Origin of the sequence: Prevotella sp. oral taxon 317 str. F0108 (genome assembly GCF_000162415.1) — a bacterium.
In the GTDB taxonomy this organism is placed as follows: domain Bacteria; phylum Bacteroidota; class Bacteroidia; order Bacteroidales; family Bacteroidaceae; genus Prevotella; species Prevotella conceptionensis.
Map to the genome: position 1 here is coordinate 128654 of NZ_GG740073.1, position 17068 is coordinate 145721.

At 43.7% G+C, this 17068-nt stretch carries 9 protein-coding genes; all 9 read left to right on the top strand.

Features of this window, described 5'->3' with window-relative positions; translation table 11 throughout:
• Positions 1–2580 precede the first annotated feature (2580 nt).
• The 9 genes from coaD to HMPREF0670_RS07395 all read left to right on the top strand — a co-directional run bounded on the left by coaD (position 2581) and on the right by HMPREF0670_RS07395 (position 16651).
• Positions 2581–3036: a pantetheine-phosphate adenylyltransferase gene (gene coaD / locus HMPREF0670_RS07360; protein WP_019187781.1), complete on the top strand. Its 456-nt coding sequence runs from the start codon at positions 2581–2583 to the stop codon at positions 3034–3036.
• A 27-nt stretch (positions 3037–3063) separates the two neighbouring features.
• Positions 3064–3486 carry an rRNA maturation RNase YbeY gene (gene ybeY / locus HMPREF0670_RS07365; RefSeq protein ID WP_009230523.1) on the top strand — a complete coding sequence of 141 codons (423 nt, stop codon included), beginning with the start codon at positions 3064–3066 and terminating at the stop codon, positions 3484–3486.
• Positions 3487–3734: 248 nt separating this feature from the next.
• Positions 3735–5801 carry a M48 family metalloprotease gene (locus HMPREF0670_RS07370; RefSeq protein WP_232213882.1) on the top strand — a complete coding sequence of 689 codons (2067 nt, stop codon included), beginning with the start codon at positions 3735–3737 and terminating at the stop codon, positions 5799–5801.
• 509 nt (positions 5802–6310) lie between these two features.
• The gene (mnmG, locus tag HMPREF0670_RS07375) at positions 6311–8182 is read left to right on the top strand and encodes a tRNA uridine-5-carboxymethylaminomethyl(34) synthesis enzyme MnmG (protein ID WP_009230525.1); all 1872 of its coding nucleotides are present in this window, start codon (positions 6311–6313) and stop codon (positions 8180–8182) included.
• A gap of 471 nt (positions 8183–8653) precedes the next feature.
• Complete coding sequence (locus HMPREF0670_RS07380) at positions 8654–9184, top strand: adenine phosphoribosyltransferase (protein ID WP_009230526.1); 531 nt, start codon at positions 8654–8656, stop codon at positions 9182–9184.
• Between the two features lie 569 nt (positions 9185–9753).
• Positions 9754–9906, top strand: coding sequence for a hypothetical protein (locus HMPREF0670_RS16300; protein ID WP_157579590.1), 153 nt, complete (start codon positions 9754–9756; stop codon positions 9904–9906).
• 229 nt (positions 9907–10135) lie between these two features.
• Positions 10136–11986: an excinuclease ABC subunit UvrC gene (uvrC, locus tag HMPREF0670_RS07385; RefSeq protein ID WP_044077951.1), complete on the top strand. Its 1851-nt coding sequence runs from the start codon at positions 10136–10138 to the stop codon at positions 11984–11986.
• A gap of 907 nt (positions 11987–12893) precedes the next feature.
• Positions 12894–13082 (top strand): hypothetical protein, encoded by a 189-nt coding sequence (locus HMPREF0670_RS07390; RefSeq protein ID WP_044077952.1) that lies wholly within the window; start codon positions 12894–12896, stop codon positions 13080–13082.
• Between the two features lie 1823 nt (positions 13083–14905).
• Positions 14906–16651: an erythromycin esterase family protein gene (locus HMPREF0670_RS07395; RefSeq protein WP_009230529.1), complete on the top strand. Its 1746-nt coding sequence runs from the start codon at positions 14906–14908 to the stop codon at positions 16649–16651.
• The last annotated feature ends 417 nt before the right edge of the window (positions 16652–17068 follow it).

The window sequence follows — 17068 nt, forward strand, 5'->3', positions numbered from 1 at the left end:
CGGCTTATAGCAGGCAAAGAATGGCTTTAAGGCTGGTTCTAAAGAATTGAAGTTGTATTGACTTTTATAGTCAAACAGAATTGGATATGTAAAGCCATAGCTGCATCGTAAGCAAACAAAAGTCCCTCCATTTCCTCTGCGCAAGGGGTTATCGATGTTGTGCAACGCACGTCTTGCATTCTTCTAACAACTATTTTCCAAATGCAATTCTGTTTCACTATAGTATTTCCACAAACTGAGAGGGGGTTTATGTCTTGTGCTGTAAAACCAAGATAACCCCCCACTGGTGTACGAAGTGCCAGACAAGGGCACGGTGAAATCTGAAATTTTGCACCATTTGTCTGTGGCAAAACGTGGCTATGACTTAAAAAAAAGATCGGGTGGAAGTTATTCAATGCGGTCTCCTCACAAGCAGAAAACCACTTGGCAAAGGCCAATTACTTCTGTGTTTGCATGATGCTGTTCTCGTTACGCATAAGCGAGATGCCTTGTAACCGCTCGCACTGGCCGTTGCAAGCGTACAGGTTTTGCGTACCGTTGGCCCCTTGCGCGTGTTTACAGCATAATCGGTTTTGTCTGGTTTTCAGCAAAGAATTTAACATTATGAGTGTCATTTTCGTCACCAATCGCCCACCTTGCCGCAAAAAATCGATTCTCGCGAGGGTTTGTTCCACTGCAAATAGGGGTTAGTTCGCGGATGAGGAAGAATGAATATTTATTACAACAAACCGCCATTTACACTAGGTTTCGGGCCATTTTTAGCTAAATGTGGTGCAATATGCCGCTAATTGGAGTGCGTTTTGGTGCAAAATAGAGTGCGTTTTGGTACAAAATAGAGTGCGTTTTGGTGCTAAACGCAAGGTAAAATGGTGCTAATTACAGTGTAAAATGCCGCTAAATGCGAGACGATTAAGCATAAACATGCACCACAATGGTATAAATAAACCTTTTTGAGCCATGAATAATAGGACTGAAAGGGGCAAAATAACCCTTAAAAAGTGGCATTTTGGAGCCTTAAAGCGTGTAATTGGGGGTAAACAATAATGAGTTTGCAACTAAACTAGAAAGGCAAAATGGTGCAAAATGCACGTTACATTCTTAAAAATAGACAGAACAAAGAATACGAAAGGGTAAAAATAGTAGATATTTACATACTTTTTGACCTAGATTTTTGCTAGAACGGAGCAAAAACGAGAGCAATATTGTAAAATAAAAGATAGGGGTTTAAGGTTTTGGGTTGATGAGCTTGTGATTTGAAGAGTTGATGAATTGATGAGTTTGTAAACTTGCGAATTAGTAAGTTGGCGAGTTTGTGAGTTTGTGAGTTTGTGAGTTTGTGAATTGGCGAGTTGGTGAGTTGGCGAATTGGCGAGAGTGAGTTAGTGAACTGGTGGGTTTGTGAGTTTGTGAACCGGCGAGACTGAGTTAGTGAACTGGCGGGTTTGTGAGTTTGTGAACTGGCGAGTTAGTGAGTTGGCGAGTTGGTGTCTTCGAGAGTTGTTGGGCATTAGTGAGTTTATAAGCCAGTGAGTTAACTTGTCTGGCACTTCCCCTTAATTTGTAGAGATATTAAAAGTAAGCACAACTTCATTGCCTTTGTCGGCATTTTAGGTTTGATTTGGTAGAGAATCGGCTTGCATTCTGAGGGAGCATCGTGGACTATACTGCCGAAAAATGCAAGTGAAAGATCATCAGATAAAACAATAGTGACGGCAAGGAGCGGCCTTTAAATCATGATGCAACGGTAACTATTCAGCAATAACGAACGTTGATTATCAATAACTTATAAACGTTATATTGTGGCAAAAAGGCTCGAAACGACATTACTTTACCAGAATTTATAGGTGTTTGTTTGTGTAACTTATTGATAATCAATAATAGTTTATACGCCTTATCGCTGAATAGTTACGATGCAACGACAACGCGGAGGTTATAAAACAGGCCTTAAACGACACCCCTGCCAACCGGTTTGTTAGCAACGTGCCAGTACTATGCGGCTTGTAGTGGGGCCACAAGCACCATGTTGTGGTAGTACAAGCCACCTTGCAGCGACAGTACAAGCACCTTGCGGTACTAATGGCACTAAAAACTAAAAGGTTTACTAAACACAATAACCACCCACTTAAACCACTCTCTTAAAGCCTTACCTACACAAAATACGGCCAAATTATACCCAACATCCCGCAAAAACAGACCATCAGAACATGTTTTTCAACATGAAAATAAGCAACAAACCCGCCAAAACAACTTTGCGCAAGCAAGACGAAAAATAAACGATGGAATGGTAAAAATAAACTGGTGAAGGTCAAAAGCAGCATGATAAGGAAATAAAAATAAAGGAATACAGAACAATAAATGTTCCAAAATGATTACAATAAAAACGCCCTAAAAATTTGGTTTTCAGTGGGAAATAGTATATTTTTGCAGTTAGTAGGTTACTACCAGAACTTGGTTTAGCCATTAAACTCGTCAATGTGTCGACCAACAAAAGCACGTTTTCGAGTACGCTCCCATCGCTGTCTTGAACAGCAGCGTGGGGGCGAACAACAAACAAAAATGTAACTGCCACTTGAATTGCGCATGAAAACAGGTCTATTCACAGGAAGTTTCGACCCATTTACCATTGGGCACCAATCAATAGTGGCGCGTGTGCTGCCGCTGTTCGATAAGATTGTTATCGGCGTTGGCGTAAACGAACGCAAGAAATACATGTACAGTGCCGAGGTTAGGGTGAAGGAGATTGCCGAACTCTATGCCGACAACCCCAAGGTAGAGGTGCGCGCGTTCAACGATTTGGCGGTAGATTTCGCCCACAGAGAGGGCGCTTGGTTCTTCGTTAAGGGCGTGAGAAGTGTGAAAGACTTCGAGTACGAACGCGAACAAGCCGACATCAACCGCATGATGGGAGGCATAGAAACACTTTTGGTGTTTGCCGAACCGCAGCACGCAAGCGTTAGTTCGTCGCTCGTGAGGGAGCTGATACACTTCGGCAAGAATGCCGAGATGTTCTTGCCTAAGCGCAAGAACAAGAAGTGAGCTGAGCCCCGAAACAGAAAACAACTTATGATTACATACAATGCAGACGGCGTGAAAATGCCGAAAATTAAAAGGAAAGACACCACGGCATGGATAAAGGCTGTGGCGCAATCCTATGGAAAGAAAGTCGGAGAAGTGGGATACATGTTCGTGAACGACGAGAAAATCCTGGAAATAAACAATGAATACCTGGGACACGATTACTACACGGACGTTATCACCTTCGACTATGATGAAGACGACGTCGTTAACGGCGACATCGTTATCTCTCTCGACACCGTTAGAACAAACGCTGAACTGTTCGACAAGGCGTTCGAAGATGAACTCTACCGTGTTATCATACACGGGATACTTCACCTATGCGGACTCAATGACAAGGGTCCGGGGGAAAGGGAAATCATGGAAAAGGCCGAAAACAAAGCCTTGGAAATGAGAAATGGCGCTTTCTGATACCTAAAAAAACGCCGATGAAATGGGGGAAACCCCAGCGGGAAAACAATCCCGTAACCAACAGATTGCGCATGTATGCGCAAGAAAAAGCGACATAAGGCGGAACACAACTAAACGTAACTAATCCTTTTAAACCGCTCCGCCCCCTGCGCTTTGGCGCAAATGTGTTTCCTTGAACGCGCCACAAGGAAATTTATCTAAACTACGTGTTACACGAAACACGCCTAAACCATTTAATGATTAAACGCATGAGAGAAAACAATGCAATAAGAGCATTGGGAAAAACGGTACTCTACCGAATAGCCCTTTTCGTGCTTGTCTACCTCTCTCTGGTTGCCTTTGGCCTCACTCTGCTCTACATTGGCTACAAATGGGCAACATTTTGGGGAATAGATATGCTGCAACGTGCCTTCGATGGCACCAACAGCGGATTTGTCATGCTGATACTTCTGGGAGCCTACCTTGGTGTTATAGCACTCTGCCTGATGTTCGGACTCTTCCTCGTGAAGTTTATCTTCACCCGACTTAATGCGGAAGAAGAGGGCAGAATACAGGTAAAAGAGAGCGATTGCCCACAACTGTTCGAACTTATACGCCATGTGGCCAGGGCTACAAAGTGCCCGATGCCCCACAAAGTGTTCCTCTTTACTGAAATTAATGCTTGTGTTTACTTCAACACCACTTTCTGGTCGATGTTCTTTCCCGTTCGGAAAAACCTTGTTTTGGGCGTAGGACTGTTCGCCACAACAAGCACAGAGGAGATTAAAGGCATTCTTGCTCACGAGTTCGGACATTTCTCGCAAGATAGCATGAAGATTAGCTCGGTGGTTTATACCGCCAACATCGTGATGGGAAACCTCGTGTATGGCGAAGATGCTTGGGACAGATGGGTAGACCGCTGGAGCCATTTCGGCTGGAGCCCCTTCTCTATCTTCGGCCTGCTTACTCGTTTCTTCACTGTTAGGGTGCGTCTTCTGCTGCAATGCTTATATAGGTATGTGAACATCGCTTATCGCGAATTGTCGAGACAGATGGAATACGATGCCGACAGCATAGCATGCAAGGTGGTGGGAAAGGCCGTGATGGCATCGTCGTTCTACAAAACTACGGTGCTGATGCAATGCAGTTCTAACACGCATGTTGCCTTGGTTCGACTGGCAGAAACGTCGAAAAAGGCCGATCCATTCGAGGTTTTGGAGCTGCTCGCACAAATTAAATCGCGCGAAGAAGGCAAGACTATCGAGGCAACAGCGTTGCTGCAAGCGGAGGTAAAGACCAACGATGAACCCACGGCGAGGTTTTCTTGTGATGACCTGTGGAACTCGCACCCATCGGATAAAGACCGCATTCAGCACTTACCCAACATCCCTACACAATGCAATGAGCCGCTGGTTTCGGCATGGAGCATTCTTCCCGCCGACCTTCGACAAAGTGTGGGCGAGCTGCTGAGGTTTGATAAGTCGGCAAAATCGGGCATGCCACAAATGCTAACTGGCGAAGAATTGCGCCAATGGTTGGAAAAAGAACTCGTAACCGAGCTGCTTGACATGCGTTTCCGCCGGTTCTTTGTGGAATGCGGATGTATCGATTTGTTCAATCCAATGGAGGAAATGCCGGCCGAAACGGTTACTTATCCCTTTACCAAACGTAACAGGAACATCGTAACGGCCTATATCCGAGCCTACGAAGATGCCGAACAAATGATTGAAATCATTAACGGCAACCGCGAGGTTAGCGCCGCTTACTATAAGGGGAAAAGCTATGCGCCAAACGATTTGCCAACCATTGAACACAGCCATTATATGGAACGGATGCTGCCGAAGGTAAAGAATGTGTATCGAGAGATTTACACGTACTTGCGTAATGGCAGCCACGGAACGGAGGTTCAAGGGCTATACGAACGCCTTTTTGCGCTCAACAAACGCATTGAGGCCTATCAGCAGGCTATCATTAAGCCGGCAGAAAAGATGGTGGAAAAGTGGAACAGCAGCCATAAGGAAGACAAGGACGAGGCACAGCTCTTGCAAGAATACGGGCGTTTGCTAACTGAATTGCACGACATGATGCCTTCAACGCTGCGTATGTTAAGTGAAGAATTGCATGCAGACGATACTTGTGCAGACCTATACAGGCTGTCGGTACAAGCAGCGGCACCTAGTAAAGGACTTGATAGCGACTCGCAAATGAAGGAAATTAACACGTGTTTGTCGCTGCTCTCGCCCTTCCTAGAACTGCTGCAACAGCAGTATGCCGAGCTTAAACTCGCCATTGGGAGAATTGCACAAGCAGAAGAGGAACTGGAATTGGCGCAGTAGAAAGGGGGAGAACGTTACCACCTTTTCCTTTCTTTCGCTGACACCTTATTCCTAAGCATATTATAATCTTTGGCGCAACTTTGCTGTACGCCATACCATAAAATGCACTACTGAGGTAGAAGGATGGCTCCGGCCATCCTTTTTTGTCGCTGTTAATTTGCATATATGGTTTCTATACCCTAACTTTGTAAGTCCTTTGTGGCTCTCACGGCCTATTAAATTACAAGCCATAACGCCACAAGTACTTGATTTTAAGAACATTAAGCATCGCAAAAGAATATTGCGAGCACCATATATATAACGATAGAAAGAGGCCATACTATGACCTCTTGTTTGTGCATGCACGTACAAATCGAGACGTGTAAGCAACAAAAGGCGATTTAGATAAGGCAAAATAGGCTAGGGATAGCCAGGCTGAAACGGGTACAACTGGCAAGCTATCACCCCATCAACTCGCCAAATAAAACTCCGTAAACTCATAAAATCAAGTACATACAGCAAATAATAATATGATATTCAGATACGATGTCCTCGTCATTGGGGGCGGTCATGCGGGTTGCGAGGCAGCCTGTGCCGCAGCAAAACTTGGTGCCAAGACCTGCCTTGTCACAATGGACATGAACAAAATAGCGCAAATGAGCTGCAACCCGGCCGTGGGCGGCATTGCCAAAGGGCAGATAGTGCGCGAAGTTGACGCGCTGGGCGGTGAAATGGGAATTATTACCGACTCTACGTCTATACAGTTCCGCATGCTCAATAAAGGCAAAGGGCCGGCCGTATGGAGTCCGCGGGCGCAATGCGATAGGGCTAAATTCATCACTAAATGGCGCGAAACGCTCGATTCGACCGAAGGATTGGACATCTGGCAAGACCAAGCCGACGAGCTGCTTGTAGAAGATGGCATGGCCGTTGGCGTGCGAACGCTCTGGGGTGCGGAGTTTCGGGCCAAGAGCATTGTGGTAACGGCTGGGACATTCCTTAACGGACTAATGCACGTTGGCAAAGTGCAGATACCCGGCGGCAGATGTGCCGAACCTGCTGTTTACAGATTCAGCGAAAGTATCGCGCGACATGGCATCACCGTAGACCGAATGAAGACGGGCACGCCTGTAAGAATTGATGCGCGCACGGTGCACTTTGAAGAGATGGAAAGGCAAGACGGAGAGATTGATTTCCACCAATTCAGCTACATGCCCACGCCCAGAACACTAACGCAGTTGCCCTGCTGGACTTTCTATACCACGCAAGAGGCGCACCAAGCATTGCAAGCGGGCATTGCAGATTCGCCCCTTTTCAACGGACAAATCCAAAGCACGGGACCGCGTTATTGCCCTAGCATCGAGACAAAGCTCGTTACCTTCCCCGACAAGGAGCAACATCCGCTCTTTCTTGAACCCGAAGGTGAGAACACAGCAGAGATGTATCTCAATGGCTTTTCGTCGAGCATGCCCCTTGATGTGCAGCTAAACGCCCTGCGAAAGATACCTGCACTACGCGATGCCAAGGCTTACAGGCCGGGTTATGCCATAGAATACGATTACTTCGACCCCACGCTACTACACGCATCCCTCGAATCGAAAGTAGTAAAGGGCCTATTCCTTGCGGGGCAAGTTAATGGGACAACGGGTTACGAGGAAGCTGCGGGGCAAGGTCTTGTGGCAGGAATTAACGCCGCAATTGCTTGCAGCAGGGGCGAACCTTTCGTGATGAAACGGGACGAAAGCTACATTGGCGTATTGATAGACGACCTTACAACGAAGGGTGTCGATGAGCCTTATCGCATGTTTACCTCGCGCGCAGAATACCGAATACTACTCCGTCAAGACGACGCCGACGCGAGATTAACCGAACGGGCATACCAAATAGGACTGGCTACAAGGCATCGTTACGACCATTGGATGGAGAAAAAAGAAAGCATCGAACGCATAATTAGCTTTTGCGAAACAACCTCGGTGAAGGCTAACGACATCAATGCGGCACTGGAACGCTGGGGGACAACACCCTTAAACGGAAGTGCTAAACTAGCCGACCTTATCGCTAGACCACAGCTAAACCTGCTGGTGCTTGCCGATGCAGTACCCGAATTGAAGGCTGCCATTGCGCAAATACCCAACAGACAGGAGGAGATTGTAGAGGCCGCAGAAATAAAGATGAAGTATAAAGGCTACATCGAACGCGAGAAAATCGTGGCAGACAAGATGCGCCGTTTAGAAAACATCCGCATCAAAGGGCACTTCAATTACGAGGAGCTGCACGAAATCTCCACGGAAGGACGGCAAAAATTGGCGCGCATCAACCCTGAGACGTTGGCACAGGCCTCACGCATACCAGGTGTTTCACCAAGCGACATTAATGTATTGCTCGTGCTGATGAACAGATAAAGCCACATCCTTGGATGAAACTTCTTATGGAGTAAGGCAACGAACACAAACAAAACCTGTGGACTAGTGCAACGATTTAAACGCCGCAATGCTTATTTAAGCAGCAGGGAAGAACAAAACACGTCAAGGACATAAGGCGTAAACGTTCCGAAACAACAGAGCGAAGGAGGCGCATCGTTTGGATATATTCCCCCGTCCTAGCAAGTCTTCACCAACAAAGTCTGAACAAAAGCAGAACGAAAAACAATCGCCCAAAGCACACACCTTATATATAGTAGCGCACAAAGGGCGATAAAACGGAAGGCAAAAACAAAGCCAACACAAGTCCTCACATAAAGAAGTGTTAGACGTTTGGCTTAAACAGAGGATTGAAAGAGAAATTAAAAGCGTGGACACATGAAGTAATACTCGAACCAACATGCGTTCCACGTGAAACAATTAATATAAGAATAGAAACATAACTTACTGTAAATGAATAACAAACTATTGATGGACAATCTGCGTTGTATACCAGATTGGCCGAAGAAAGGGGTGAACTTTCGCGATGTAACAACGCTGTTCAAGAACCCCGAATGTATTAAAGTAATCACGGACGAAATGTGCGAGATTTACAAAGACAAAGGAATCACGAAGATTGTAGGCATAGAATCGCGCGGGTTCGTCATGTCGTCGGCCGTAGCCATCAGGCTAGGGGCAGGCATTGTGCTGTGCAGAAAGCCCGGAAAGCTGCCTTGTGAGACCGTACAAGAAAGTTATAACAAGGAGTATGGCACCGATACGATCGAGATACACAAAGACTCGATAAGCGAAGACGATGTTGTTCTACTCCACGACGACTTGCTTGCAACAGGTGGAACGATGAAGGCTGCATGTGATTTGGTGAAAAAGTTCAACCCCAAGAAGATTTATGCCAACTTCATCATCGAACTTGTAAACGAGGATCTCAACGGCAGAGCCGCGTTTGATAAAGACATAGAGATTTCAACACTCATACAGGTATAAGGCCGCACAAGCAAAATAAACTGCACTAAACGGCATTACACCGCGCCAGAGCTGCCTTAACACAAGCAACGAGAACACCTTAAACTTGCCAAACGCCACATTAGGCGGTGAAGAAAGACAAGAAGTTGTTCTCGTTTTGCTTTTAGCCCCCAATCTGCCGTTAGGAGCAATAGGGTTGTTGTTTGATTGTTGAGCATCTTGTCTGTCTTATTCTTGAAGGCATTGCGGACTAGTTCAAAAGGGCAAGACAGGCAAGATGCAGACAAGGAAACGAAAGATGAACAGAAAAGAACGGAAACAACTTCAAATAATTGATAAGCGACCTAACGGCTGATTGGGGTTAAACAGAAACATACTGCGCATTGGGTGGAAGACGAAAGAGTACAAATAAGAAAGGAGAACGAACGCGTTAAACAGCGGACAATGCAATAAGAGCAAGCATTCCGCATCCATAAAGCATTGTATAAGCACTGCTGATTGCACTGAATAGGGCAAGCTAAAACCGCAAGAAAGCAAAAGAAAGACGGCTAGGAACGAAATAAAAACACCGTTTTAGACACAGGAAAAGAATGCAACAGCGAAAAGACCGAATCGCAATAAACGGTGAAAAGAATGTGTATCTGCACAAAAAGGAAGATTTAGAAATAAGAGCGAAGGAAGGAGAAAAGAAGAGAAAGGGCAAACAAAGAGAAGTTTATGGCAAGCCTGTGACATGCAAATAAAGAGTACATAAGCATCAACAAGCCCAGAACTTCCCTGACCTGACTCCACGATACGCCAGCAACACGCTACGCCCACGGCTCACAATCGAAGGTAGCAACCCACACCATTCTCACCCAACCAAAAGGAAAGAAAGGCAGTAGTACGACATAATGAAAGAAACACTAACGCTTGTGTTTCACGTGAAACAGAAAAACATGCAAACACTAGTGTACAAAGGGATTTCGAACTATGACAAAAGAAGAAAATGAAAGACGCTTGGCGCATCTGAAGAGCATTGTATTGAGCCTGCCAGACAAACCTGGCAGCTATCAATTCTACGACGAACAACACATTATTATATATGTGGGCAAGGCCAAGAACTTAAAAAGCAGGGTGTCTTCTTACTTCCATAAGGAAGTAGATAGATTTAAAACGAAGGTTTTGGTAAGCAAAATCTTCGACATTTCGTACACGGTTGTCAACACAGAAGAGGATGCTCTGCTGCTCGAAAACAGCCTTATTAAGAAATATAATCCACGCTATAACGTATTACTTAAAGACGGAAAGACCTATCCCAGCATCTGCATTACCAACGAGCTGTATCCGCGCATCTTCAAAACACGTACAATTAACAAGCGGCTTGGTACCTATTACGGTCCTTACAGCCACGTTCCCACAATGGTGGCTCTGCTAGAACTGATTGGAAAGCTATACAAACCGCGCACTTGCCACTTCCCTATCACACACGAAGGCGTAGAGATGGGCAAGTATAAAGCATGCCTTGAATACCATATACATAACTGTGACGCGCCTTGCGTAGGCAAACAATCGTGGGAAGACTACCAAGAAAACATCCGTCAAGCACGCGAAATATTGAAAGGAAACACGCGCGAAGTACGCAAAATGCTGTACGAGGAGATGCTAAAAAAGGCAGAAGAGCTGAAATTTGAAGAGGCAGAAGCACTTAAAAAGCGGTATATTCTGCTTGATAACTATTGCGCAAAGAGCGAAGTTGTTAGTTTTAGCATCGCCGATGTGGACGTTTTCACCATCACAGACGACGAATTTAACCGCACGGCCTTTATCAATTACCTGCATGTAAAGAACGGAACGGTGAACCAAAGCTTTACTTTCGAGTATAAAAGAAAGCTAGACGAGAGCAACGAGGACATTCTAGCATCTGCCATTCCCGAAATACGCGAGCGTTTTGGCAGTAAAGCGAAAGAGATTATCGTGCCTTTCGAGATGGAATGGGCCATGCGCGAGGCCACGTTTATCGTGCCGCAACGGGGCGACAAACGCCGTTTGCTTGAACTTTCTGAGATGAACGGCAAGCAATATAAGTTCGACAGATTGAAACAAAGCGAGAAACTAAACCCCGAACAAAAGGCTGTTAGACTGATGAAAGAGTTGCAAACCAAGCTACAAATGCCGCGTTTGCCCTACCAAATAGAGTGTTTCGACAACTCAAATATATCCGGAACAGATGCCGTTGCGGGCTGTGTAGTGTTCAAAGGGATGAAACCCAGCAAGAAGGATTACCGCAAATACAACATCAAAAGCGTGGAAGGACCCGACGATTACGCCTCGATGAAAGAGGTTGTAAGGCGTAGATACACGCGCATGATAGAAGAAGAAACACCCCTACCCGACCTTATCATCACCGATGGAGGTAAGGGACAGATGGGCGTTGTGCGCGAAGTGGTGGTAGAAGAGCTACATCTAGACATCCCCATAGCTGGTTTAGCCAAAGACGACAGGCACAGAACCAACGAACTGCTCTATGGATGGCCACCGCAAGTAGTGGGTTTAGACGTGAAAAGTGAGCTTTTCCACGTGCTCACACGCATACAAGACGAGGTGCACCGTTACGCAATTAGCTTTCACAGAGACAAGCGTAGCAAGCACGCTTTGCACTCTGAACTAGACGACATAAAAGGTATTGGCCCAAAAACAAAGGCCACCTTGTTGAAAGAATTGAAGTCGGTTAAGCAGATAAAAGAGGCTCCCCTCGATGTTCTTGCCAAGCATATTGGCAATACCAAGGCACAAATTGTATTCAATTATTGGCACAACGAAACTCCAAACGAAACTACATAAGTCAACAATCAGAAAGCTGTTGTTGAGTTTTTAGTGCTTGCTGCTGGATTAGTTCGTCACTAACCCTTTCAGCAAACTACAACCATGTCCATTTGCTTTCCCAAGTCCAATTAAAGGAGAAAGAAAAACATAAGTGTTCCTTCATAATGCACAAACTAAGACCCCCAAGCAAGTTAGCATCAAATGTACGCAACCAAGACAGCAGTCTAAACCTTATAACACTCATAAGAAGTACCCAAAGTAAATGAGGTGACAACATAACTATTTGGTTATCAATAATTTAAGTTAAATAACCAGATACAAATAAGCCTTATACAAGCAGCATTTCATACAGTTACTTAAAAGAAAGTTGAAAGTTATATTTTACTTAATACGATGATTATCAACTAGTTGTAGCGACAAAATGACAAAGATAAACTTATGAAAAGACAAGAAATACGCACCGAAAGACAACAAAATAAGTTTGCAGGGCATAGAAAAAATACTTAGCAAACGAACGTTTACTATCGTTAATATAACTACAACATAAACAAAAGTAAAGGTTGGGTTAACCCATCGCATGCAATCCGAAAGAAGAAGTCTCATTTTTTAGGGAAACACCAAGCAAAAAATGGAAGGTGGAAACTCCAGTTTTTGATGCAAAAGCATGGCAAAAGTACACCAAATGAGGATTAAATAAAAATCACAAAATGTCAACTGAAACGTATTTACCTGGTTTTCAGAACGTTATAAACTAGCAAAATACGGCGAAATTTGCGACCAGATGGGCAGATGGTCGTAAAAAATCGATTCTCCGAGTTAATGGACGTTAACCGAAATAGCCTAGTTGTAAATTTATGTATAAATTTAATGTGAAAGACTAGGTCTACAAAAATTCCAACTGAGAAAAAAAAAGCAAGCAATTTGAATGAAGTATCGAAATAAACTACAACTACAAAAAGTTGCCGTGAAAGGGAAGATTACAAAAAATGGAAGAAGAAATTTGCAAGTCATCCCCCAAAAGGGAAAAAGGCAAAAAGGGCAAAAACAAAATCCGATAATCGGGGTTCAAAATCACACCCCCTACTCCACTGATAAAAAAATCGGGGAACAGTAAAAGATAGCACTACCGTCAAGAATCGACAAAGGCAAAAATACAGAAGTTGATGAAGGCTCGAAAGAAAACGAATGGCAGCTTTATAGGTAATGTATGGTGAGGAGGAATTTTTAACATAGAGGCAATAGGTGATAAAACTCTTGGAGGTGACTGCTTAAAACTACACTTGATGTTGCAAGAACAAAGCAAGTTTGCAGAACAATGTAACATGGTCAGCAGGATTATGCAGCGCGTATAACAAATGCAATGGAGCAACTTTGGTGATTTATAGAACCACAACTAGTAACTTTGTAGTAGCACATCAAGTCGCTTTGCAGAACAAAATCTAGTGGCTTGGTAGAACCACAACTCTTAACTTTGCAGAAGCATATCTAGTAACATTATAGAACTATATCTAGCAACTTTATAGAACTATATCTGGCAGCTTTGTAGAACTATATCCAGCAGCATAATTGGTGCATATTTCTATTACCTACAAAGCATTATTAGGATAATCGACACATAAACTACTTTAGCAGGCCTACTCTTTGGCAAGCCGCAACCCAATAAACTTGCCTTTCAACAAAATGATGGAAAACTAATATTTACATTGTCAACTTTTAAGACAATGTTTTAACATTATGAGTGGCTGATTTGCGAACAAATCCACACTCGGTCGCAAATAATCGATTCTCACGAACGTTTGCTTTTGTACAAAAGGGGCAACATGTACAAACGAATATAAGTTGATCCAATTTGTATAAAAATGCTTTTAGAACGAAATGGAGTACTATTTCACGCTAAAAACACAGCAATTAGCACCAAATTACATCACAATTAGTACCAAAACGCACTGCAATTAGCACCAAAACGCAGTGCGTTTTGCACCAAAATGCGACGCAATTAGCACCAAAACGCGACGTAATTTGGTACTAATAGCAATAAAAGTAGCATCGAAACACGCATAGTTATGCACCGAAATGCAAAAATATAACCACAATAAGGCGGAGTGTGACTGGCGTTAAATAGCAAAAAAGGCAGAAAATACAGGTTCTACATGGGGAAAAAGCACTGAGAAAAGCGTCATTTGGGCCGCTAAAAGCAGACAATCGAGATTAAAAAAGCACGAACAAACGGCAAACTAGAAAGGCAAAATGGTGCAAAATGCAGGCAACATCGCCAAAATTTAGATTAAATGAAGAGCTTAGGAGCTATAAATGGCATCAAATTGGCGATTTTTAAGCATTAAATTCTACTAGAATGAGTAGCGGGCAAGACATGTTTTGTAAAATATAAACAACAGATTTAACAATATTATACGGACAGAAAAGAGTAAGAACCTATGAACTACTCAAAAGGAACAAAAAACAAATGGTGGAAATGCACATATCACAACTTGCTATGACAATGACGGCACTACGTTCGATGCAGAAAATACAGGAGGAAATACACATACTACAACTTGCTAAGAAATAGCCGAATGACGAAATAAACACATCCTGAGATTATCAGCTAAATTGAAAGAACGACGACAAATTTGGGTTGAAATGAAGTGAAAACCAAACGAGAAACGATGTGAGTGTAAAGGCAAAGGGTAAGAAAGGAAAAAGACGAACAAAAACAAACAAAGCATTATAAAAAAGGCAAAATAAAACAATAGATACAACATACTTACGTTAGTAGTTTAAGGTATATTATGTAAACATCCCAGCAAGCGCGATAAGGCATAGATCCAAGGCCTATCATACGTCGCGACAAAGAGAATGCAGAAATATAGCCCCACGAAGAGAGAGTTGACAACATACAAAGCAAAAACATAACATCAATAACACTATTGTTGGCTTATGAAAACAAAACTATACGCCATACTCATCGCAACCACCTGTCTATTAATCGGCATTGCAAATGCAAGTGCCAGAGAAAAGACATTCGGGTACAGGTGGAACATGCACCCAACAGACAACTTTGTGAATGTGGTGATAGACTCAACTGAAAATGATTTGTCCGTAGTATTCGCTGTGAAGGATGAAGAAAAGGGTAAAATAGGAACGCTAATACCTGTATATCAGCTGAATAAACAAGGTGCAGAAGTAACCGTGAGCATCAGATATAAAACCCTAAACTGCGAAAGGGCTTACATAACCCTTAACACCATCGGCGCAGGCGAACAATTTTTGAGGAGCGATACCATAGAACTACCATTGACAGAAGAGTGGAAAGAGGTTAGCAAAAAGGTAAAAATAAAAGATGCCTACTTGCTTAACGTTTTCATAGAGGCCATTGGCAGCGAACTTGCATTTAACAACATACGGGTTAGTGCCTTTAAATTGGAGGCCAACGGAACACAATTAAAAAACGAAACAGCACCCAAAAGCGACAATACTAGTCTTAAAAAAAACGATGTGATAACACTAAATGGAGTGGATTTCAGCAAAATACCCAGCATGCAAAGCCGCATTATGGCCATCGGCGAAACCATTCATGGCAGCAAAACGTTGGGTCAGATGGCATTCGACATCATTAAACAACGCATCACCAAGCAGGGCTGCAATTTGGTTTTGCACGAATATCCCCTGGAATACTCATTTTATGTAAACCGATATATCAAGAACGACCCCCATTTTAAGCTGCAAGACATCGAGCGATATATGGAAGGCAATCTGTCGTCCGAACACACAATCGACTTTATCAAGTGGCTCCGAACCTACAATTCCACGCACAACAACCGCGTATCTTTCTGGGGAATAGACATCGAAAGCTTAGACATAGCAAGTAGTGTAGACCTATCCGAGTTTGTAAAAGCCCTCTGTTCGAACAGAGAAACACCCGAAACCGACTCGATTGTTAAACGTCTGTTGAACTGGGAAACGGGTGCAGAGGACAGCTTACAACTGACGAAAGCAGACGGCGTAGTGGGTAAATGGCTCACCGCAGACGAGCGTGAAATATTAAAGTTGTGCCTACAACTAAACCACGAAAGCAGCGAAACCTACGAACGGCTTACTAATAGGGATAAAACAATGGCAAAAACGGCCTTCGCGTTGATAGACATCCTAGCGAATAAGGGTGCACTGGCAACCATATATGGGCACTTCATGCACCTGAATTACCTTGTGGCAGGCGACATGAAAGACCTTAACAACTACACAGCGGGCTATCATATCAAGGCCAAATACAAAGAAGATTATCAGGCCATTGCCCTTTGTACCTATGAAGGTAAGACACTTAACTGCTTAACCGACAAGGTTATTGGCGTTGCACAACTAGCGAAAGCACCCGAAGGCAGTGTAGAAAATACCTTACAAAGCATGGGTAATAACATTACCTACTTACCCACCGAACGGCTAAACTACACAGATGTGCTAACAATGAGGGTGTTGGGCAACACCAACGACAACTACCAGTTCTTCTATTTTGTACCCAAAGCGCGAGTTGATGGCATATTATTCGTGTCGCGTTCGCAACCCGTGGAGAAGAGTCAAGAGGTACTTAACCGCTATCTTAACTATGTAGATGCCACAGTAAGGCGTTATTTAGAAAATGCGAAAGAGAAAATAAGAAAGCTAAGAGAAAGTAAATTGAACGAATAAACCCCATGGGTTCATCAGGCCGCTTATCAAATATTTAAGTAGTTTGCATTACTTCCTGTTCATCTTTCGTTTGGTTACCGGCATCTTGCCTGCCCTATTCTCTTGACTTAACCCATACGCCTTCAAGAATAAGACAGAAAATAGGCTCAACAACCAAACAAAATCAGAACAGGCACTAATTCCAATTGGGGTTAAGGGCTAAAACGTTTCACGTGAAAACAAGACAGAGCGGGAAGAGGTGTAACCGACAAGTGCAATAACACAGATAGCGGTGATGGGCAGGCAAGCAAGCAAAGTTATCTTGTCTGTAACATCGGTGCTATCAAGCAGTGCAAGCACGACATGATTATCTATGCGCGTCTATTTGTTACCCTTACCACCCTCATTAGCCCAACCATCTCCAACAATCTAACATCA